Origin of the sequence: Candidatus Velamenicoccus archaeovorus, from assembly GCF_004102945.1 — a bacterium.
GTDB lineage: Bacteria > Omnitrophota > Gorgyraeia > Velamenicoccales > Velamenicoccaceae > Velamenicoccus > Velamenicoccus archaeovorus.
Map to the genome: position 1 here is coordinate 1903686 of NZ_CP019384.1, position 19443 is coordinate 1923128.

The following is a 19443-nucleotide window of genomic DNA, read 5'->3' on the forward strand; positions in this document are numbered from 1 at the left end:
TAGGCTATTCCCGTGTTTGTTTTGTATCGTGATCTTCGTGTTCTGCCTGCATAGTTTCTTCGTGATGCCCGCCTTTGCCAGCGATAGCGGTATGAATGCCCTCCACATAATGTATATATTGGACATACGCCTCAACATACTCCCGTCCAGTCTCAACGCTTTCATCTTTATGCTTTCTAGTCTCAATCGCACGATTAAACCGCTCTGTAACGCCTTCTGTTAAGTGGTGGGTCATTTTATCCGTTAATTCAGTAACCGAACCAGCATCGAACGCCTTATCCGCCTCTGCCACTATCGGCTCAACCTCTCCTGCTGGTTTTAAGCCCGTGAAAGAAGCGCCTTCACCAGCCCGATGAATACGGATAAGCGTCTCAAAGAATTTCTTCTCCGAGGCTTCTTTGTTTTGAGGATTCTTCGTCCTTTCAACCGTGGCCATTTGAAAGGCCGAACGAACTTCTGACTCAGCATCTTTTTTAACCCATTTCAAAATCGGCGTAACGTCGTTTTTCTCTAAAGCAACCTGCGCATCCTTGACTACCGGTCCGTCCATCGTGTCACAGTGGGCAAATACCTTACCCGGCATAAAAGTCATCGCCAAGAATAAGACCGAGATAAACACTGCACCATTGATTTTGCTCATATAATGCCTCCTTTTTCTTCGATCCGGACGGCTATCTTTAAGATTTCTGCTGCCTTAAATATCTCTGCCATCAAGAACCCCTTTTCTATTTTGCTTCAAGGTATTCTTTTAGAGCCTGCGCATTATTGTGTTTGTCGTCTTTTGCAGCATACAAAAGCGTTATGTTGCTTTCAGACTTTTTTGGAATTTGAGCGATAACATCTTTCTTTTTATCAAGCTCATTAAAATATCTGCGTTTAAACTCTTTCCATTTTGCCGGGTCATGGGCAAACCATTTTCGCAGATGGTCGCTTGGGGCAATATCTTTAAACCAAAGATCGATCTTTGCCTTTTCTTTGCTTATGCCTCTCGGCCACAGCCTATCAACAAGGATTCTGAAGCCATCAGCTTTCATAGGACTTTCATAAATTCTTTTTATTTTTATCATCTTCACTGGTTTTTAATCATAACTAAAAGCATCTTAAATTTCTGCATAGCCTTCAAAGCGTGCGGTTTGTTTGCAGGTATGATGATCATTTCGCCTTTTTTCACAATAGAAGGCTTACCGGAAATCTTAATTTCGGCCCGGCCATCCACAAGATAAACTAGCGCGTCAAACGGAGCCGTATGCTCGCTTAAACCCTGTCCTTTATCAAACGCAAATAGGGTAACGGTGCCAGTATCTTTCTTCACGATTTCCTGACTGACGATTGCGTCAGCCTGATACTTGAGTAGATCCGAAAGGACGAATGCTTTAGCTAATAATTTATTTACCTTCATTTTTCTCCCATTCTAAAACGATATTCTTATATATGGCGTGGATAAACTGGCGGTCAAAATCGTTAAACTCAACCAGCATAGCGGATTGTTCATCTTTGGTGAAATAATTCATCACCGGCAAAAAGAAATGCTTATCTTCTTTTTCAATATGCTTGGGATAAAACTTCACAAGGATACCCATATTCCCTACAATTACCTTGACCGAATCTTTTTCTCCAGCAAGATATTTATTTCTGGCCTCAACGAGCTTTTGGGTATTTTCTCTGCCGAGAGCGTGCTCTTTGACAAGCTCATCCATGATCCTTTTGTGCTCTGTGGACAACTGTTTTTTAGCCAAATCCCTGAATAGAATATCTTCTTCCTTGCCGTGGTGCAGGCGGTCGGCATAGGTCTTTATAAAATCAACCGCTGTCCGGATAAACTCCATATCAGGCGCAAGACCTTGCCCGATCTTTTGCACTTCCTTGCCCATAAGAGCGATCATCCGCTCTATAAGCCTGTGCTCAATCATTAAAGGGCCGACTGGTAACATGGCTTTCCTTTCATTTGATAAATCTACAAATGATTCAAATCATCCCTTTAAATTTGTGGATACTTTTCAATTCCGGCCTTTTAAACGCCTCCTGTCTTCCTCGATCAATTCCCTAATAATGGAAACTATCGAGTAATGTTTCTTCTGCTTCTGCAGCTGGAGCGATTTCTCTTTAAGATAAAAATATTGGTTTTCAGTAATTTCAATGGTAGTTTTTTTCATTTTTTTAGTCATAGAGTAACTCCCGTGGGCTTCGAAAGACGTTAAAAAACAATATTCCCATATTTACAGTTATTTGTTACCATTATACCATTCTTTTTAGTGTAATGCCATTTAAAAATAAAAAACCCGCCGGTTAAATTAACCGGAGGGTTTTTATTTTGGTATTTTTAAGAATCAGGGGGCTGCAGAAATAGCTGACAGGATATTTTTTAGAAATCTACCCTTATACCGGCCTTAGCGCCTACACCTTTGCGGTCGTCAGATTCAGCAAAACCATACCCCTCTACAAAAGGACTAACTTCGATCCCGGATTTCTTTTCCTCTTTCTTCTGATCTACCGTCACCTGCGCTCCCGGCTGAGCGATGATATGCGTGATCTGTTTCGTGGTCTGCGTAGGCATAAAGAATGCCCGATATATTGTCAGGCCCGCAAAGCCGACAAGCGCAATACCGGTCGCATAACGCAGTGTCTTGACCCAAGGCAAAAACTGAAAGAAGCTCCCGGCGAATTTTAATAAACTAAACTTTTCGCTTTCCGACATTCTGCACCTTGCCTTTCAGCCAGAGATATAAAAACATCCCTAACCCTCCGACTATATTCCCTAAAGTAAAAGCTATAAACACCTTCATTTTTCCACCTCCTCTTTTTTCGGTTTAACCTCAGCCCTTTCCAATATGCCTATAACAAGATTCATATCTTTTATAAGGCCTTGCTTAATCAGTTCGTTCATTTTTAATTTATAGAGCAGGCTCTTGTGATCCCGGATAACCAAGGCAAGCCGCCGATACTCATGCAGATCAAATTCAAGCCTTACTTTACTGATTTCTTCCATCTCGGCTTCTTACCTTTAAATCGTTTCTTAAATCGTCGATTGCCTTCAAAATTCGGTCGTTTTCTTTTTCAAAGAATTTGCAGTGCAGATCAAACTCCGCCTTTGAAACAAACTGGCTGCGCGGCATATGTATCTGGTCATTCGCTAGGTGCTGAAAGAGCTTCTCGTCAATGCGGCTCACCTGCGCCATAATCGTGCCGAGCATAAAAATGGCGATTGTTACTAAGACCGGCGTAATATATTTTGTCCAGTTCCCGCTATTCTGCATAAGACTACACCACCATCTTCGCAAGATCGTCATCAATCAAAGCAATATTTTCATCTATCTTCTGCCTCTGCTTCAAAAACATATCTTTTGCGGTTTTAAGGTTTCCCTTTGAGTACTCCTGTTTTTCGCCGTTAGGATAGGTAACGATTTTCTTTCCATTCTTATATTCCACTGTGGCTTTTGCCATTTTCTACCTCCTTTTAAGACTGACCGCCTCTGACAGGCCGGACAAAACACATATCGCTAACTCTGCTCCAGACTGTTTTATAACCATCATATGGATACATACACCAGGCTCCGTCAAGCCATGGCGCACAGACAGTTGACGACCAATTAGGCGTCCATGTATCCGGAAATGGTATGAAATACATTGGATCAAATGCCGGATCATACCTTGAATGGTCTACAATTGATAAAAGTTCGTTAATATTCGGCATGCGCCAGTCGTCATGACCGGCAAAGTCAAGATTCTCGCAGGCGTTGATCGCGTCATACCAGTACATAGACGATCCTAACCCTGCTGCCTGTGGATCCTTTATCCACATAAGACCTGTGGCCATATCGATTATTGTTCCGTCACCGTTATCAATGAACCTCTGTCCGCCGCCAATTGGATATCCTTTCTGATAATAACCGTCGTCTCCCATAACATAGACCATATATTGTCCCGTCTTCGGGAGCCCGCCGTTTGAAGTTATCTCTGTTACCCGCTTTATTATCCTGCTTGCTTTCCTGTGCTTAAGATGCAGTTGCATTTTTAACACCTCCTCTATGCTTCGTAAGTTGCTGTAATTTTTCCTGACTCGCTCCCCGTCTTGATCACCCTGAAATCTTTTATGTGATAAATAGAGGGCAGTTCTACAATATCCCCGTCTTCTAAAAGGGCGCCGGATGACGGTGTAGGATTCTGCCCGTTAACGAAATACCTCATCTGACCGCCTTCCGCATGAATAAGCGCAAAAGAAGCAGGCACACCGATGCCCGGATCATAAATTGACGGCGTCAAACTCCTGGCAACATCATCAACAATGATCTCCTCGTGATTAATAACCTTTCCCATAGCTAAGTTCCTCCTTTAATTTTTACCGCCGGACCGCTTTCAAATACTGTCTTTGTGGGCGGCGGTATCTTTTGTTGAACATCATCCCAATCTCTTAAGCAAAATTTGACATTCCTATTTTCAGAGTAAAACCTCTCTAAATCCGCTGCTTTCATCCTTTCATGCGCGCAAGGATAAAAGGCCGGATTAAGGTCTTCTAAATCTATGTGCTTATACTTTTCGTAGTCAGGAGTGCCCGGGATCGGCGTATATGGCAGAGTTACTGCCTCTGCTCCATAGCTTTTAATCAGGTCAATAGTGTGTTTAATGTCTTCCGTGGTTTGGTTTGGCGCGCCAATGATTAGAAAAGAACGAAGCCTCTGGAAATGCCTCTTTGCGATATTCATTGCCCGTTCCCAATCGGCAACAAAACAATTTCTTCTCCATTCTTTAATGATAATATCGCTGGCGCTCTCAATCGGGATATTGACCGAACGAAACCCGGCATTAACCATCTTCTCTGCAATCTCATCAGTTAATAAGCGCGCCTCTACGCCGCCGTAGGAATAAAGCTCGATGTTTAAACCTTCTTGGATAACCTTATCGAGAATAATTTTAAAGTGATTTTCGTATCCGTAGAGGATATTGGCGTCGAGAAAGATAAACTTCTTTATTCCCATTGACGTATAGTATTTAAGTTCACTCACCACTTCATCCGGACTGGTATTCACTTTTGTGCAGCCTTCCACAATGTGAACGGCGCAATACGAGCAATGGTTAGGACAGCCCACCGAGGTCCCAAGGAATATCCTCTCAGGAATGTTATCTCCGAATAAATCCGTATCTATCTTGATAAAATTATCGTTTACAGTCTTTTCTTCTAAGGTCATTATTTCATCGGCCCCTGATGCCACAGCATGTTCCGGACAAAGAATAGCGTATAGGCCGCCGACCTTTACCGGAACCTTCGGCATTGTCCTTTTACACTCGGCTACGATCTCATAAACTGCCCGCCAAAGAAAAGTAAAGGTATTGCCTACAAAGATCTTGTCAGGCTGAAACTCCTCCAGTTTTTTTGTCAGCTCTTGGATCGGCAAGCCCAGCCTGTGAAACTCCCTGCAGAGTTTTTCATTCTCAAAGTTGCCGCATTTCTTATAACCGATGAATTGCGATACCGGCATGCCCTTGAAATACATTGCGTCAGGCTTGTTCTCCATAAACTTCCTCGGCCGGTAAAGAGGATACATGTTAAAAAGCTCAACTGCATGGCCTTCCCTGCGCAATTTTGTCGCAACCTTGTAAATACCCACCGGCGAATTCCGATACATCATCGTTATAGTGGTATATTCATATGGAACGATGCATAAATACTTCATGGCTTAGTCCTTAGGCTTCGCGGTAAGCAAAGACAGCCCCTTCTTTACATCCTGCAACTCTTTCACCAGGCGGATCATACAACGGGCCATTACGTCTAACTTGTCCTCTACAAGCTCCGCAGGCTCATCTTTGTTGACCTTATATATAACGCCTTTATCTTTTAGGTCTGCCATTTCGCCCTCTTTAAGTAATAATTTACCTTCCACAAGCAGCCTCCTTATTATTGGCCGTAAGGCACTGGATATCCTTTCATTCATTTCGCAGTAGCCGTTGTCAGGAACCGCCGCGGGATCCTGATTTAAATACATGTTTGTCGCAAAACACCTGTTGCAGGAAAACACCTTGCAGTTAAGGCATTTAACCGCCTTCTGGCGCATTTCTTTGATTTTCTTAAAAGCCTTGCCGTTTTCGTCTATCCCTTTCCAGACATCGCCCAGGCAAAAATCATATTTTTTAGAGTAGGCAACGAATCTGTGGCAAGGATAGATCTTGCCCTCAGTTGAAATGCCTATTAAGTATTCCCCGGCCCTGCAGCCTTTCTGCCGGTTAAATGAATTGTCTACTATCCTCTCCAAAGAATGGTGCAGATAGTTAAAATACTGGTTATGGCCTCTCTGGTAATACAGCTCGATGCATTTTTTAAGCTCATCTATAAATGTGCTGATTACCTCGTCATTCCAGTCGCCTTCTACAATGGGCGTGAGGTTTGTCACAGGCGTGCCAAAAGAAAGCAAAGCCTCAAAATCTTTTGAGAGTGATTTTATGTTCTCAGGAGTGACGGTCATGCGCACGCCCACACTTTTAAAAATCTCCCGGATCTTTTTAATGTTCTCTGAAATGACCTTATAGCTTCCCTCATCATTGGCAAATACCCTGTTGGCATTGTGAGTTTCCTCGCAGCCGTCCAAAGACACCTGGAAGTGCCAGTTGAAATTGCCATATGGGCGGATACTTTTAAAATAGTCTGTCATCTCATCTGTCAATACCGTCCCGTTGGACAAGATATGAATACCGGCCCTAAAGTTCAGCTTATCGCATACATCCCTAAGGTAATCGATACCGGCCCTGACCGTAGGAAAATTAAGAAGCGGCTCTCCGCCAAAGAATGTAAAGGTCAGACTTTCAAAAGGCCGGGCAAACATCTCCTTTTCATAATGGCCTACCAGCCAGTCTATGCCCGCAACCATAGTCTCGGGCGTCATGTCGCCTGCGCGGTTTTCTTCATAGCAGTATTTACAGCGCAGGTTGCATTTATTGGTCACAAAAATATAGGCAGACTTTGGCTTCATTTTAATCTCCGCAATCGCATTCGCTGCAGCACTGCTCCTGGCAGGTGCAGGTACAAGTACACGTACAAGTGCAGGTACAAGTGCAAGTGCACTCGCATTCGCAGCAGACTATATGCGTATGCCCCGCTAAATTCTCTAAATGAGTCCTTAACTGTTCGTGAGCCGATGCCTTGATCCAGGTAATAAGCGCAACAACCGGATCATCCTCAAAAGCAAAGCCGGGCGCAAAAGCGTCAGAATTAACGCTGTATGCAGGCACATAGTGATAATGGCCGTTAAACGCCTTGATAAAATTTATGATCTCGTTTGTATGCGAGGCCTTTGGCGGCGTCTCATCTACAATAATCTGCGCGTTTGACTCGGCCCATGCCACCGATACATCCGGCAATTCTGCGTTTGAATTATTGCCGTTGAATACATGATAATGGCCGTCCAAGGCCTCTAAACAAGCCCTCAGTTCAACAATATGCGTCTTCTTAATAGGCGTAACATCCTGAACTAATGGATCGTCTGTCCATGCTGCAGGTATTGGATTTCCGCCTGAACTTTTTGGAGGCCCGCTTGTATAATTTCCCATGTTTTTCCTTTATGCGTATACCGCTCTGGGCGGCGCATTCTCAAACCGGGAATTTGCGCTTATATATCTTAGACCCTGGCCGTCTTGAACAGAGCTAAGATGCACTGGAATTGTTTCATAAAACCCTTTCACGCCGCTTGCATTCGTTCCGTAACTCTTGTTATTCCCCGGCGAAGCTGCCCCGCCTTCCAGCTTTTCAGTGCCGACACCGCCGTCCTTTAGCTGCAGCTTGTCTCCTGCTGAAATCTGAAATACCATAGCATCTATCAGGCCGTCTAAATAATCCGGCGCTGTATCGCTGACATCAGCTTTCAGCTTATTCGGCGAATTGGCCTCCGGCAGGACCCCGGCAGCAGAAGGAATGCTTGCCAGTCCGGTTAAAGCTGCGCCGCTCACTTTATTCGGTGTAACTATCTGCGCAAGCTTTGTGTCTTCAATCCCCGCTCCGGGCGCCACTTTCGCATTGGTAATTAAGAGATTCGGGTCTGTGCCTAACTCCAAGGCTTCCCAGTTTGCCCTGCAGGCAGCCGGGAAGTTAATCAAAAGCATGTCATTTTCCGGCTTTGTTTTGTCCCAAGCCATCGGATACCTCCCTATTCTTATAGCTTTCAGCTACTTTATTCATGTCGTAAAGATCCGCGCCGTGCTCGCGCAAAGTCTCGATCCAGCAGACATCATGCATAAATAAAGCCTGTGCGTAGTTATACGCCTGCTCAATGCAGGTAAACACCAAAGGCCGCTTTTTGGGCGTGCGCAAAATAATGCTTCCTCTTATCAGCACATAGGCCATATCAGCGGGGATCTCCTGTTTGCATCTTGAGCAAATCATTCCCGAACCCCTTCCGCGCTTTCCGCATGTTTAATAAACTTTTGCAGCAGGCCGTTAAGCACCGGTTTGCTAAAGTCAGCGTTCTTAATCCCGATAGTCTTTACCCGGGTTATTTCGCCGCCATCATTGACTTTATAAAGAATGACGCCGCTTGCAAAGACGCCGTTGTCAAACTCAATGATTACCTTACTTGGTATAAGTTTCTTTCCCATCTTTAAACTCCGTGACTGTGCCAGTCAAAAGCACCGGTCTGCGCAACGCCTTGAGCATTAAACAGTTTGACCTTAAAACTTGTCGTAGACTTATCAACAAACTGCGTATAAACACCTCCCCCGGAAGTTATCTCAATATGCACATTCGGCTCCTCGTGGTAAGTCTTGGTAAAAAATACCTCTTTGCCCTCGTTCGCGTCAGAAACTGCATCGCTTCCAAAATCATCCACGTCCGGCAAATCTGCAAGGTACTGTAAAGTTGAGCAAGTCACATAATCGCCTAGGTTTTCGCGCGTAAGGACCATCTTAATTTGAAAGTATCTGCAGTAATAATCTCCCGGCTGATAATCTGCCCATTCGGACCAGTTGATATTATCCTCAGACAAGCGTATCTTGAAGCTGGCTACATTTTGCGTCTCTTGCCCTGTAAAGCGGTAAGACAGGCTGTCATTAAACCGCGCATCCGGGTCGCTGTTAAACCTTCTGCCGGTTGATAAGGAAATGATAGCCTCTATCTCAATAAATGCCGCTGCTACATATCCTATATCCCGCACAGGCGTATCATATTCTCCGGAAAGAAATCCGTCGGAAATTACCAGCGTCTCAAAACTGACTTCAAGATTTGTCTTTACGCCTGGCCATAATGGATGCTCCTGATATTCAGCAACTATATTCCTAAATGGGATCTCGCCTACAGTAAGGACCGACTGTGTGGGGTTTTCAGAATAGTTGCCTGAAGTATCAATGGCCTTAATCCAGAATTTCTGGTCAATGCCTTTTTTAAGGCCCGTGGTAAGATAATGCGTCCCCTGCTGGAAAGTTATCACCTCGCCGCTTTCCCAGTCTACTCCCCGCCTGATTTCGTATCCCCAGACATCCACATCCGAGATCTCGCTCCAGCCGAAATAAAGCTGATCCCTATTCTGATTAACCAAGAAAGTTGAAACGTCGCTGGGAGGCGCGGATTTGCCCACAACAGCAATAGAGGCTTCGGGAGCCGCGGTCAGAGAACTTTCCTCATCCATATCCGTTAATGAAGTAACCCTGACTTTATAGGTATGCCGGTCAACGATATCGCCGATGATTCTAAAATACGATCCGGTGGTTTCCCCTCTTGCTCCCCAACTTAAGCCCCCGTCATCGCTTAAATAAATTTTTGCTCTGGCAAAGGATTTGACATAATGATCAACAAATACCGGCCGGTCAAACCAAACATCAATGGCATTCTCAATGGTGCCGTCGGTCTTCTTAACCAGAGATTCGGTTAGTGTAAGATTTGTTACAGTTGGAATTTCCCCTGATAAAGAGGAATAATTATTTTGAGGCAGGATGATATCAGAGTCGTCATAGACAGCTTCGTTATACTCCAAGGCCTGAATCTGCACTTCATTCTTGCCTTCTCTTTGAATAGCTACAACCCTAAAGTCTTTCTTGACCTTATTCGTCTCGCCTATGGCAAAAACGTCAAAACCCTGCGGCGTATTTGTAAATGCCTGGCAGCTAATTTCTGTATATGTCCCGGCCGGAGAAGTAATTAATCTTTCATCGATTGAATCATCTGAAAACCTGATTTGTATTTTGTAGGATTTGCCGTCTTCAATGGTCATCGGCCGGTCCAGCTTAATTAATACCGTTGTGGAGCCGTCCTTTACCCTGCCTGAAAATCCCCACTGCGGCACATCATGCGAAAGAGAAATGATATCCCCTGCCTGGCATGCAACCGCGTCAATACCTGCCTTAAAAACAATTGAGCGGTTGATATACTTTGCTACCTTTAAGGCATAGCGCGCTGCGCGGATAGCATAGCTTGCACCGGTAGTAAATAAACGGACCTGGCTTTTACGCATCGGCGCGCCGTTAGCTAAATCCTCCTCATCGATATAAGCGATAGTCTCCTGGCGGTAGTTTTTCTCTTTATCCGTAAACTGCACCTCAATCACATTCGGCACTTCTTTAATCGTCTTCCAACTCTGCACAAAACTGTCTTTGACAATATTACCCATACCGAAAAGCTGAGTCGGCAAAGTCTGTTTATCTATCTTGAAAGCAATCCCGCCTGCGCTGTATACCGGCATGGCGTTAAATACAGCGCTCAACTGAATCAGAATATCTAAAGCTTTATGATTGGAGTCAATGACAACGTCTAACCTAAAGCGTTTCTCAAAACCGCCTTTTCCGTCAGCAACTTTCTCCTCGCAATACTGCGACATCTCCAAGAGCGAAGCGTTATCCAGATGCGTTGTTAAAATAAACTCCCCTAGCCCGTAACGGTTACTAATAATGAAATCCCTCAGGCACCATACCGGATTAGCTGAATATTTCTGGACATAGGTTATGCCGTCCCATTCAAGCAAAGTATCGTCGGATAAGAGCCGGTAATTGCTTCCGTCCCAGTAATAATCCTCCCAGCTGACCTGCGCGCCGGAATTCCTGATGTCCGGCACCAAAACCTTTTTGCCTTTAACAACTGCGGTAACATTCGGGGTTCCGCCGTTAAGCTGATCTGTGGCCAAAAGCTGTAGCCCTAAAAGCGCGGTATTCGGATAACTTAAGTCATCGGTCTTAAGTTCATCTATTTGAAACAACGTTAAATCACCTTGCCGAAGTGGTGAAAGAGAACTGTCGTCTGAAGTGCGGGTGATTCTGATGTCGTACTGCCCGGGAGCAAGCCCTGCTTTACGGAATACCCTGCGCACTGTAGAGCGGGATTTTTCAGAGATAGTAGTCTCGCCTAAATCAATATAAGTGCCTTCGGAATGCAGCTTGTATTCAACCTTATAAGTGACGCTCCAACTCTGGATATCTCCGGATCCTGAACTCTGCTGGTAAAGCCCGTTATTCAGCCTTAAGTGAATTTCAAAACCTTCCACATCCAAATCCACAGTGGTATAAATATAAGGGCTGTCTTTTACCAGGTTGGCATTGACCGGATAAAGGTTGTGCAGATCCTCGAAGTTACTGACAAGGCTCTGATAGTTTGCGCCAAAACGCTTTGAAACCGTTACTCCGCTGAAGTTAGCGATGGGATTATTATTAATCTCTATTGCTTCAATCGATTCGATTTCCCCTTCACAAAGAGCAAGCAGAACATTCAAATAGTGGCTGTCGCCGTCTTCCCAAAGGAATTGATTGATGATGTTGCCGCCGATCCTGTGCTCGCCGTAGACAACCGCCACCGGCACCCCTACCTCCTGGATAGTCTGCACACCGTCCCAGCCGTAAGTAGGCGATCCTTCATCTATGCCGGTTGCCGAACCTAAATTGAAATCCGGCATTTTCGGCTGGTTCATATGCTGATAAATGGCATAGCCCATTGATAGCACAAAGAACGTAAATAAGAATGGATGCGCTACGGCCACGGCCCATACTGCGGAAACTATAGCGGAGATAATCGCCACCACCGGCGCCTTTACTTCCGGAATAATGGTAATCTCGTCTTCATTATCAAGATATGCGGACAGATTCTCAATGCGCTTGCCGCTGACAATAACGCGCTTATTCTCATAATCAAAGCCGGACTCAATCAAGACTTCCTGAAGCGTCTTGTGGCGGGAGTAAGAAACCTCCTTAACTTGAGCCTCTTCTAGCTTAAACGGATTTTCTATATTCCTTATGGTCAGCATATCCTGTCTTTTAACCTGTAAAATCCCTCTATCTTCGTCTGCCACGAGGGGTCGTTTATCCTTGAAATAATCACTCCCGGTCTTGCGCAATGGATAAACCTTCCATTGCTCAAAATTATGCCTGCGTGATTGGCAATTTTCCTTGAGTTAACAAACAATACTCCGTCGAGCATCTCAGGCGTCTTAACGCTCACCCAGTCATGAAAGTAATGCTCTTTAAAATAATCCTTACCCTGCGCTCCCCAGATCTTGCTGTATTCCAAATCCTCAATATCAAACAGCCTCACCCCTAGATCAGCGTAGACAAGCTTTAAGAATCCCCAGCAGTCAAGCCCTTCTAAGGACCGGCCGCGGTGCCGGTACGGCAGCCCAAGATATTTGCCGATAATAAATTGCTCTACATCACGTAGATGCGCCTTGCCGGTACCGACGGAAACGCCCCGAATCTCTGATAATTGTTCAGTTGTTTGCATCTCTGTTTTGTCTTGTTGCATGTAAACTCTGCTCCCGAATAACCGCACTCCGCGGCTTTAAACTTCCAGCTACAGTAATTGCGCGAATACCGCCTTGCCGGAAGGTCTACGCCGAGAACGTCAAACTTTCCTGTCAGGGTAAGCTCCACATTGTTTTGGTCTGCCGTATAGCTGTCGATGTAAAATATGTCGTCCATAAAGGCGTCCGGATCAGATAATTGATCCAGCCAGACCATGCGTATCGTGACTTTTTTGCCACGGAAATCGAACTGCTCCAAGTAAAGCTGGATCAGCCTTGAGACATTGGCGAGGCGCACCTTAACCTGGTCAATCTGGCCTTGATTGTTCTCGCCTACAAACTCATGAGTTATAGGAAACCGCGAATAAGTAATGCCGTTATAAATTACATCCTCGTCAAAGCTCGCAAGATAGAGATCGTTTGTGCCGTCATATTTTTCAAGCGTATATAAAAATATCGGCGCATTCTCGCGCTTGGCTTTCTCCTGCTTGAATGTAGCGTCTATTTCTCGCGGCATTATTTCACCTCAACAAACTCGCATTCAAAGTCATACACTCCGTATGCCTTGCGGCTAAACTGAAAGCTGTCCTCAACAAAACGCACGGTGTATTCAAACGAATCATTAGGATTCGTCCAGGTGAATGCCATGAATGCCCCAAACCTGCTCTTAAAAAAATCTAAAACTTCTGCCATCTCCGCCTGGGTCCTGTTATTAAATCTGAGTGTCCATTTTGCTAAAGGATTCGCCCATTTACGCCGTCTCTGCTCTGCTCCGTTTTCAAACTCAGACACAAGCGTTTTGTATTCCACCGCCTCATCAATGAGAAAATCCGGAAGATGAGTAAAATCGCTCATGTATAACTCCTGATTACCGACCGAATCTTGCCGTTGTTATAAATGTCATCCGCAATGGCGTTTGATAACATCTTGCGGTTTCGCCATACGTCCTGCGCGTCCCACGCCTGGATAACTTGATTCACATTTATGGTTATGCCTGCTTTGGCAGGCTTTCCTTCATTTAGAGATCTTAAGTTGTCCGGCCCGCCCAAGGCAGCCATACCGCGCCTGGATAAAACTCCTTCTCCGGTCTGGGCAATAACCGGCACCTCATCAGGCGCAAGCCCTGCGTGCGCTCGGACAGGTAAGATCTGGCCGCCTGAGTGATAAATCATTCCGCCCTGATGGAAAAACGGGATCATACCGGGAAAAATTGAACCGATAGTCTTAACAAGAATCATCCTGGCCAAGACCTCAGCAAGGACCTCCAGCATCATATTGCCTAATTCAGCGAAATAATCTCTTACATCATCAATCTGTCCTTTGAACGCATCGCTAAAAAAGTGCTTAAATACGCTTCCCAATGACCGGGCAACGCCTTCCCCCATAGACTGAATCGCGTCAAACTTCTGCGCCACTTCCTCAATCTTTACATCCTTGCCTAAATTCTTAAGGGCATCAATAAAACCATTTATCGCATTCTTTGCCTTGTCGTATCCTTTAACGAGGCTGCCCTCGCCGGTCACCAGGACGTTTGAAATCTTATTGCCTACCCTGTCCATCTCCGCATCAGAGGCTTTGATCAGGCCCTGCAGATTATCGCGGAAGCGTTTGATGTGCTCTGATGCCTCCCTGTATGGCTCGCCGAGTTTTCCGGGAAGCTTGCCCAAAACATCGTAAAATTTCTCTAGCCCAAGGGCCAGCTTGTCAAAACCCACCAAGAGATATTTGATAAGTTTGACAAATCCGATGTAGACCATCTCCGCGCCGATCTCAACTGCATTCAGGACCGGCACCGCTGCATCTCTGAATTTGAGAAATACAACAATAAGAATTGATACGGCAACAGCAATCCCGGCAATCCAAGGATGCGCCAGGGCAAATAAGGCCAGCTTGCCGACCAAGCCAATAATAAGCCCGCTCAAACGTATCAGCCGCCCTATCAAAGCAACTACAACTCCGCTAAGCGTCATAAAAATGCCAGTCACTGCAATAGTCTGAACGATCATTTGCTGTGTTGCCGGTGTCAGGCTATTCCACATATTAAGCAGATTGCCAAAGACATTGGCCAGCTTATGCGCAACCGGCACTAATGCCTCGGCAATACTTACCCGCAGGCCGATAAAGGCGTTATCAAGGCGTTTAAGCTCGTTTGAAACGGAGAGGGAATATTTCTCTGCGGATTTAAAGGCAAGAGCAAGGGGCCCGGTCAATGCGCCGCCCATAAAAACAAGGTTCTGGCCGACCTGCGCTATCTCTCTGCCTACCTGACGAAGCGTGCCACCAAGCTGCTTGCAGGAATTGGCGAACTTCTGCAGATTGCCTTCTATCCCCTGCAGGCGCTTTGAGACCTCGTCTTTTAATTTCATGATGATTTCGAGTTCTCTGTTAGTAGGCATTAATCCTCTTTTTCTTTTGCCAGCGCAATCTCGCGTTCGATTATCTTCATTGCCTGGATAAATTTAAGCGGCTGATCTAACCAGCCGCCGGGATTAGGCAGATATCCTTTCTCGAAAAAAAGATACGCGTTCAAATATTCTATGCTCGCTCTAGTAACAAGTTTCCTTGGACACCGCCTGAATTCCCAGTCCTTTAACTTCCAGACGCCCTCAATCGGCGAATCTTCCTCGCAGCCGCGCTCCAGCTTTAAAGCGTCTGAGCACGTCTGGCAGTCGAGCTTAAACTTGTGCAGCCCGACCGCCAGGATCAGTTTTTTTCTTCGTCCCCGCTCAACGAATTCTCGGCTAAAATCACTTCCGAAAGCTCGTCTATCAAAGCCTTGGGCAGCATCGAAATAATCTCATCGGTAACAGCCGTATAATTCTTCCCGTTTATTGCCGTTGAAACCGTGTCAAACTTAAGCGGCTTCTTATCCCGCGGATCCAAAAAGTTGTCAAAACCCTTAAGCCCGAACTTGACCACTAAAAGATTACGCTTTGAGGCGTTAATATTTGCCTTAGCCGGATCCTTCGGGTTCTTGGAGCTGAATTCAAAAGACGTGGTTTGATCCTCGATATAAGCCCTTAAATAAGAATCCAAAAGTCCGACGTGAAAGATTGTGGAATTATCCTTATCCGGATCGAGTTTTGACTTATAAGGCTTGGCTTCATAAATGTTTATTCCGGTAAGCATGGGCTACCTCCTTTTTTTATAACGCTAAAATGCTTAATTCATCATCCCCGTATAAAAGCGAGCCGTTGAGACTGAACGTGCTCTTGGCTATTTGCAGGCCGTCCCTATCTTCATCTTCAACCTTGGTATACTGCGCGCGGGGAATATAAAACCTGAACTTATTCCCGGCGACAGATCCCACTGTAAAATCAACCACCATCTCAGCGCCTGAAAACCACTTGGCATGAAAATCATACGCAGCAGATAAAACCATCTCCGGGTTAAATGAACCTAGGACATTTCTGCCGGTAACAGCAAAAGACAAGATCCCGCGCTGGTCATTTATATCGTCTCGCTCTGCCAGGATGCTACCGAAATCGATATCCATTTCTCCGACCTTAGCGGAATAAGCATCCACTGAGAAAAGCGCGCTTAAAAACGCCGGGGGCTTGGTAGTTTCGTAAGTGACGTTGCTAAGAAATGCCGTATCCGCTACCCCTGCTTCTACGCCCTGAAAATCAAAATCAAGAAGTACCGGCTCTCCTGACTTAAAGCCAAACTTTACCTTGCCCCGGCATCCTTTTAAAAGTTTTCGCAGGCCGTCCTCGTAGCAGCCCTGGGTAAGAGACGGAATGCTATCTGAGATCGGCTTAAACTCATTGCCGACAGTTGACGGCACAGATGATGTAGCGGCAGTTGCAGTTGACGTACCTCCGGTAATTACTTCTCCGCTGACAAAGGTCCCGGAAATAGTAACAAACAGGATCGCGGTTGCGCCGTTAGCGGTATTAATAACAACTCTCCCTTTAGCCGCAGATGTGCCGCCGGTAATCGTTTCTCCATGCTGAAAAGGCCCGTTGGTAATCGCACCTATATTCATGGACTTTAGAGTATTAACCCCAAATCCGCAGGCCTGAAGCAGCTTGCCCCATTCCGGCACAGTAGCAGCTGCGCCTGAACCTCGTAACTCTAAGCGGAATGATAATCCTGCAGGCCGCTTGCCGGGGATTTTGCCTATGTTCGAAAATGTCTGTCTGGCAGGGTTGCGCTCAAACATTGCAATATCAAAACTCACCTTCGGGTTATAGACTAAAAGCCTGGCATCTGCCGCAGCCAAAGTTTCAGCGGTGCCTTCTACCGCTTCTATTTTTGCTGCTAATTGACGCTTACGTGTAAGCATGATTTAACCTCCTCTATCCCGAAATTTCGGGATCGTTTTGTTTGTGCTGATAAAATATCTCCAGCTCTATGATGATGCCTGCCTGCGGCTGGCCTTCCAAAGTTTCAAAAAGGACATTGGACTTGATATTCGTATCTTTGGCAAAACCCCCGCGCGTGTAGTCAACCATAAGCGATTTTTCGATATCTCCCAAAAGACTATTTAAGAGCGCGTCTGTCGGCTGCGGATCATCCTGCGCCTGCCTTGTCCAGACATCAAGATAGACGGTAAACTTGCAGGTTGTAAAAGGGTTAGGCACCGGCTCTTTTTCTTCGGGTCCGGCATTAATCACTATGCAAGGGATCAAGACAAGCGAATTCCCGGACTGCCGCCACCTCTGCACGCTGGCAATGTCATTGTGATAACCGTTTGCGATTGAGATTGCCTCAAGCGTTGTCTTTACGTTCTCTAAAATGCTTTCTCTGACCGTCATACTTTATTCAGCGCCTTTTCAATTGATTTGTTTAAAATATCTATCCGCTCATTCTGCATGTCATCCCATGTTTTATAGAACATGAGCCTTGGCCGGATGCGCACGCTGTTTTTCAAAACAAAAATAGGGATCAGCTCGCGCAGTTTCTTTTTAACCTTGGCCAGGAATGTCTTGCCTTTCAATTGAATGGGGATAACATTTTTAAGCAGCCGCGGCTGCTTGTATTGTTTCTTAAGCCTGCCGTCAGAGGTAAATAGTTCTTTCCTTGCCGAAAGCGGCACGGCAAGCTTGCCGCCCCCTGGATTTTTAAGCGTTGCACCCTGTTCATGCATGCGGGCAATCTTTGAATCCGAGAAAATCACCATGCCCATGCCCTCGATATCCTGCGACAGGAGGCTTGCCCTGCTGAAATGCGTAAAAATCCCATGAGGCCTGCCCTTTATCCCTGGCGGGCCCTGAAGCCGTGTTTGTTTGAAGATTTTTAAGAATTTGCGCGTGGCATGATCCATCCCGTCGGCAATTTTGTATTTTAGCTCTTTCGGAAAAAGCCTGATTGCCCGCTCTAAATTCTTTGTGTTAATCTCCAGTTTTAGCTCGCTCATTTCTGCAAAAGCAAATGCCATACTCCTTCGTCTTGTCCTAAGATATCCGCCACTACCCAGTCAATTGCGCCTCCGCCGACAACCTCTGCAAGCGAAACAATATCCCCGCCTTTGTTAATAGACGCGGCACCGGATGTTTCATCATTGGCAATAAATATCTCACATTGGTTTATGAGAACGCGGCCCGCATCCTCGTAGGCAGGGTCTATGCGCTTGCGGTTCACAAGCGCTTTAATAACTTTCGCTGATCCGCCTTTAGGCGTGTAGGTAATTTCCTCGGCAAACTCATCCGAGTTTAAGAATGTTTCTGCCGCATCCTGCGCTAAATTATCCTTGAAAGCCATAGCCCCCGCTTTCCAAGCCTTGCCGGGAGGCCGTTAAAGCCTCCCGGCGCATTGCTTGTTTTAAGACGCTTGCTTAGGCGTCGACTTTCATTAGATGCGCAAAATACGGGTCTATAATAAGCTCGTCGACATGCTGCCTTACGCGGAAAATATCGCTTCTTGCCGCATCGTCGCGGTATTGCTCGACCGTCGCGTTCTCCGGGCTGTCAGCGCTCCATAAGAACACTCTTCCGACGCTTGGATCGGAAAGCCGCTGCGAATCCCCGATTGTTGCCACCATCGCGTAATCGTCATTCCAGATATCCGCGCTAGCGAAAGGCTTGCCTTCTTTGGCTGTATTGTAGATGCCTTTGCCTACAAGGATCCGGCGCACACCCAGAATATCCGCAAGCGCATTAAGCAGCTCTGCCTCGGTAAGCCTGGCCACATATTTGATCGCGTCCTTGATGCTGTTGTTAGCCAGCAGGCGGTCGATATTGGCCTTGCTGCAGATGAGGGTATTCGGGTCAATGCCGCAATTGGCTCTCACCTTTTCCCTCGCTGCGCGCACTTGAAGCGGAACATCTGAGCTTGGGTTATCCCAAGGAGCTCCGGAATTATCGGTATATAGCGCGGGCCCGGCAAATGTGGTCGTATTGAACACAATCCCTGCAATGCGCCTTTCCTGAGCCTGCAGAACGCGCCGCGTGATAATTTGCACCGTGGTAAGCTCTGCGTCGAAATCCGTCGCATAAAGGCTCCTCTCGCTGTCGTCAAGAGGCCCTTCAAGGCCGTATTCCTCGCAGTTATACTGCTTATCCTTTGCCTGGAACCCGTCTCTGTTGTAATTTCCGCGCGGGGCCCTTTTGGTGTCTGCTTCGCGCGTAATACTTTCCCTCGTTATCGCGGGAAAAATACTTGCCTTCTTTTTGGTGGGGAATATCGGCAACACCTGCGTCCCGATAAACTCATCCTGCTGCTGGATAAACTCCAATGCAGCCTCGCCCAGCTCTAACCTCGGCACTGCTCTTGAACCCTGATAATCAACTCCCATTGTATCCTCCTG

27 protein-coding genes are annotated in these 19443 nt (G+C 46.1%); all 27 read right to left on the reverse strand.

Annotated elements, in window-relative coordinates; translation table 11 throughout:
* Nucleotides 1-4 precede the first annotated feature (4 nt).
* Nucleotides 5-640, reverse strand: a complete 636-nt coding sequence (locus BU251_RS08930) for a DUF6448 family protein (protein WP_194946678.1) — start codon at nucleotides 638-640, stop codon at nucleotides 5-7.
* A gap of 85 nt (nucleotides 641-725) precedes the next feature.
* Nucleotides 726-1067 (reverse strand): DUF488 domain-containing protein, encoded by a 342-nt coding sequence (locus tag BU251_RS08935; RefSeq protein WP_128700993.1) that lies wholly within the window; start codon nucleotides 1065-1067, stop codon nucleotides 726-728.
* A 2-nt stretch (nucleotides 1068-1069) separates the two neighbouring features.
* Nucleotides 1070-1399, reverse strand: coding sequence for a cupin domain-containing protein (locus BU251_RS08940; RefSeq protein ID WP_128700838.1), 330 nt, complete (start codon nucleotides 1397-1399; stop codon nucleotides 1070-1072).
* A complete protein-coding gene (locus BU251_RS08945) occupies nucleotides 1386-1931 on the reverse strand; it encodes a hemerythrin domain-containing protein (protein WP_128700839.1) in 546 nt (181 codons plus the stop codon). The genes BU251_RS08940 and BU251_RS08945 overlap by 14 nt, the downstream gene beginning before the upstream one ends.
* A gap of 66 nt (nucleotides 1932-1997) precedes the next feature.
* Nucleotides 1998-2165, reverse strand: a complete 168-nt coding sequence (locus tag BU251_RS09475) for a hypothetical protein (protein ID WP_164908949.1) — start codon at nucleotides 2163-2165, stop codon at nucleotides 1998-2000.
* Nucleotides 2166-2362: 197 nt separating this feature from the next.
* Entirely contained in the window at nucleotides 2363-2695 is a 333-nt protein-coding gene (locus BU251_RS08950; protein ID WP_128700840.1) for a hypothetical protein, read from the reverse strand.
* 84 nt (nucleotides 2696-2779) lie between these two features.
* On the reverse strand, nucleotides 2780-2986 hold the full coding sequence (locus tag BU251_RS08955; RefSeq protein ID WP_128700841.1) for a hypothetical protein: 207 nt from the start codon (nucleotides 2984-2986) through the stop codon (nucleotides 2780-2782).
* Nucleotides 2970-3254, reverse strand: coding sequence for a hypothetical protein (locus tag BU251_RS08960; RefSeq protein WP_128700842.1), 285 nt, complete (start codon nucleotides 3252-3254; stop codon nucleotides 2970-2972). The genes BU251_RS08955 and BU251_RS08960 overlap by 17 nt, the downstream gene beginning before the upstream one ends.
* A 4-nt stretch (nucleotides 3255-3258) precedes the next feature.
* Nucleotides 3259-3441: a hypothetical protein gene (locus tag BU251_RS08965; protein WP_128700843.1), complete on the reverse strand. Its 183-nt coding sequence runs from the start codon at nucleotides 3439-3441 to the stop codon at nucleotides 3259-3261.
* A 13-nt stretch (nucleotides 3442-3454) separates the two neighbouring features.
* On the reverse strand, nucleotides 3455-4009 hold the full coding sequence (locus tag BU251_RS08970; protein ID WP_128700844.1) for an Lcl C-terminal domain-containing protein: 555 nt from the start codon (nucleotides 4007-4009) through the stop codon (nucleotides 3455-3457).
* A 14-nt stretch (nucleotides 4010-4023) separates the two neighbouring features.
* Nucleotides 4024-4314, reverse strand: a complete 291-nt coding sequence (locus tag BU251_RS08975; protein WP_128700845.1) for a hypothetical protein — start codon at nucleotides 4312-4314, stop codon at nucleotides 4024-4026.
* A gap of 2 nt (nucleotides 4315-4316) precedes the next feature.
* Entirely contained in the window at nucleotides 4317-5669 is a 1353-nt protein-coding gene (locus BU251_RS08980; protein ID WP_128700846.1) for a B12-binding domain-containing radical SAM protein, read from the reverse strand.
* A 3-nt stretch (nucleotides 5670-5672) separates the two neighbouring features.
* Nucleotides 5673-6959, reverse strand: a complete 1287-nt coding sequence (locus BU251_RS08985) for a radical SAM/SPASM domain-containing protein (RefSeq protein ID WP_128700847.1) — start codon at nucleotides 6957-6959, stop codon at nucleotides 5673-5675.
* Nucleotides 6960-7545: 586 nt separating this feature from the next.
* Entirely contained in the window at nucleotides 7546-8118 is a 573-nt protein-coding gene (locus tag BU251_RS08995) for a hypothetical protein (RefSeq protein WP_128700849.1), read from the reverse strand.
* Nucleotides 8087-8326, reverse strand: a complete 240-nt coding sequence (locus BU251_RS09000; protein ID WP_128700850.1) for a hypothetical protein — start codon at nucleotides 8324-8326, stop codon at nucleotides 8087-8089. The genes BU251_RS08995 and BU251_RS09000 overlap by 32 nt, the downstream gene beginning before the upstream one ends.
* A gap of 35 nt (nucleotides 8327-8361) precedes the next feature.
* Nucleotides 8362-8577, reverse strand: coding sequence for a protein kinase family protein (locus BU251_RS09005; protein WP_128700851.1), 216 nt, complete (start codon nucleotides 8575-8577; stop codon nucleotides 8362-8364).
* Nucleotides 8578-8579: 2 nt separating this feature from the next.
* Entirely contained in the window at nucleotides 8580-12245 is a 3666-nt protein-coding gene (locus BU251_RS09010; protein WP_128700852.1) for a TipJ family phage tail tip protein, read from the reverse strand.
* Nucleotides 12194-12694: a C40 family peptidase gene (locus tag BU251_RS09015; protein ID WP_128700853.1), complete on the reverse strand. Its 501-nt coding sequence runs from the start codon at nucleotides 12692-12694 to the stop codon at nucleotides 12194-12196. The genes BU251_RS09010 and BU251_RS09015 overlap by 52 nt, the downstream gene beginning before the upstream one ends.
* Nucleotides 12598-13209, reverse strand: a complete 612-nt coding sequence (locus BU251_RS09020; RefSeq protein ID WP_128700854.1) for a phage minor tail protein L — start codon at nucleotides 13207-13209, stop codon at nucleotides 12598-12600. Before BU251_RS09020 ends, BU251_RS09015 begins: the two co-directional genes overlap by 97 nt.
* Nucleotides 13209-13547: a phage tail protein gene (locus BU251_RS09025; protein WP_128700855.1), complete on the reverse strand. Its 339-nt coding sequence runs from the start codon at nucleotides 13545-13547 to the stop codon at nucleotides 13209-13211. The genes BU251_RS09020 and BU251_RS09025 overlap by 1 nt, the downstream gene beginning before the upstream one ends.
* A complete protein-coding gene (locus tag BU251_RS09030; protein WP_128700856.1) occupies nucleotides 13544-15088 on the reverse strand; it encodes a phage tail tape measure protein in 1545 nt (514 codons plus the stop codon). The genes BU251_RS09025 and BU251_RS09030 overlap by 4 nt, the downstream gene beginning before the upstream one ends.
* A gap of 307 nt (nucleotides 15089-15395) precedes the next feature.
* Entirely contained in the window at nucleotides 15396-15821 is a 426-nt protein-coding gene (locus BU251_RS09035) for a hypothetical protein (RefSeq protein WP_128700857.1), read from the reverse strand.
* A gap of 16 nt (nucleotides 15822-15837) precedes the next feature.
* Nucleotides 15838-16980: a hypothetical protein gene (locus tag BU251_RS09040; protein ID WP_128700858.1), complete on the reverse strand. Its 1143-nt coding sequence runs from the start codon at nucleotides 16978-16980 to the stop codon at nucleotides 15838-15840.
* A gap of 13 nt (nucleotides 16981-16993) precedes the next feature.
* Nucleotides 16994-17452: a hypothetical protein gene (locus BU251_RS09045; RefSeq protein ID WP_128700859.1), complete on the reverse strand. Its 459-nt coding sequence runs from the start codon at nucleotides 17450-17452 to the stop codon at nucleotides 16994-16996.
* Nucleotides 17449-18075, reverse strand: a complete 627-nt coding sequence (locus BU251_RS09050) for a hypothetical protein (protein WP_128700860.1) — start codon at nucleotides 18073-18075, stop codon at nucleotides 17449-17451. Before BU251_RS09050 ends, BU251_RS09045 begins: the two co-directional genes overlap by 4 nt.
* On the reverse strand, nucleotides 18051-18398 hold the full coding sequence (locus BU251_RS09055; RefSeq protein ID WP_128700861.1) for a hypothetical protein: 348 nt from the start codon (nucleotides 18396-18398) through the stop codon (nucleotides 18051-18053). Before BU251_RS09055 ends, BU251_RS09050 begins: the two co-directional genes overlap by 25 nt.
* 73 nt (nucleotides 18399-18471) lie before the next feature.
* A complete protein-coding gene (locus BU251_RS09060; protein WP_128700862.1) occupies nucleotides 18472-19431 on the reverse strand; it encodes a hypothetical protein in 960 nt (319 codons plus the stop codon).
* Nucleotides 19432-19443 lie beyond the last annotated feature (12 nt).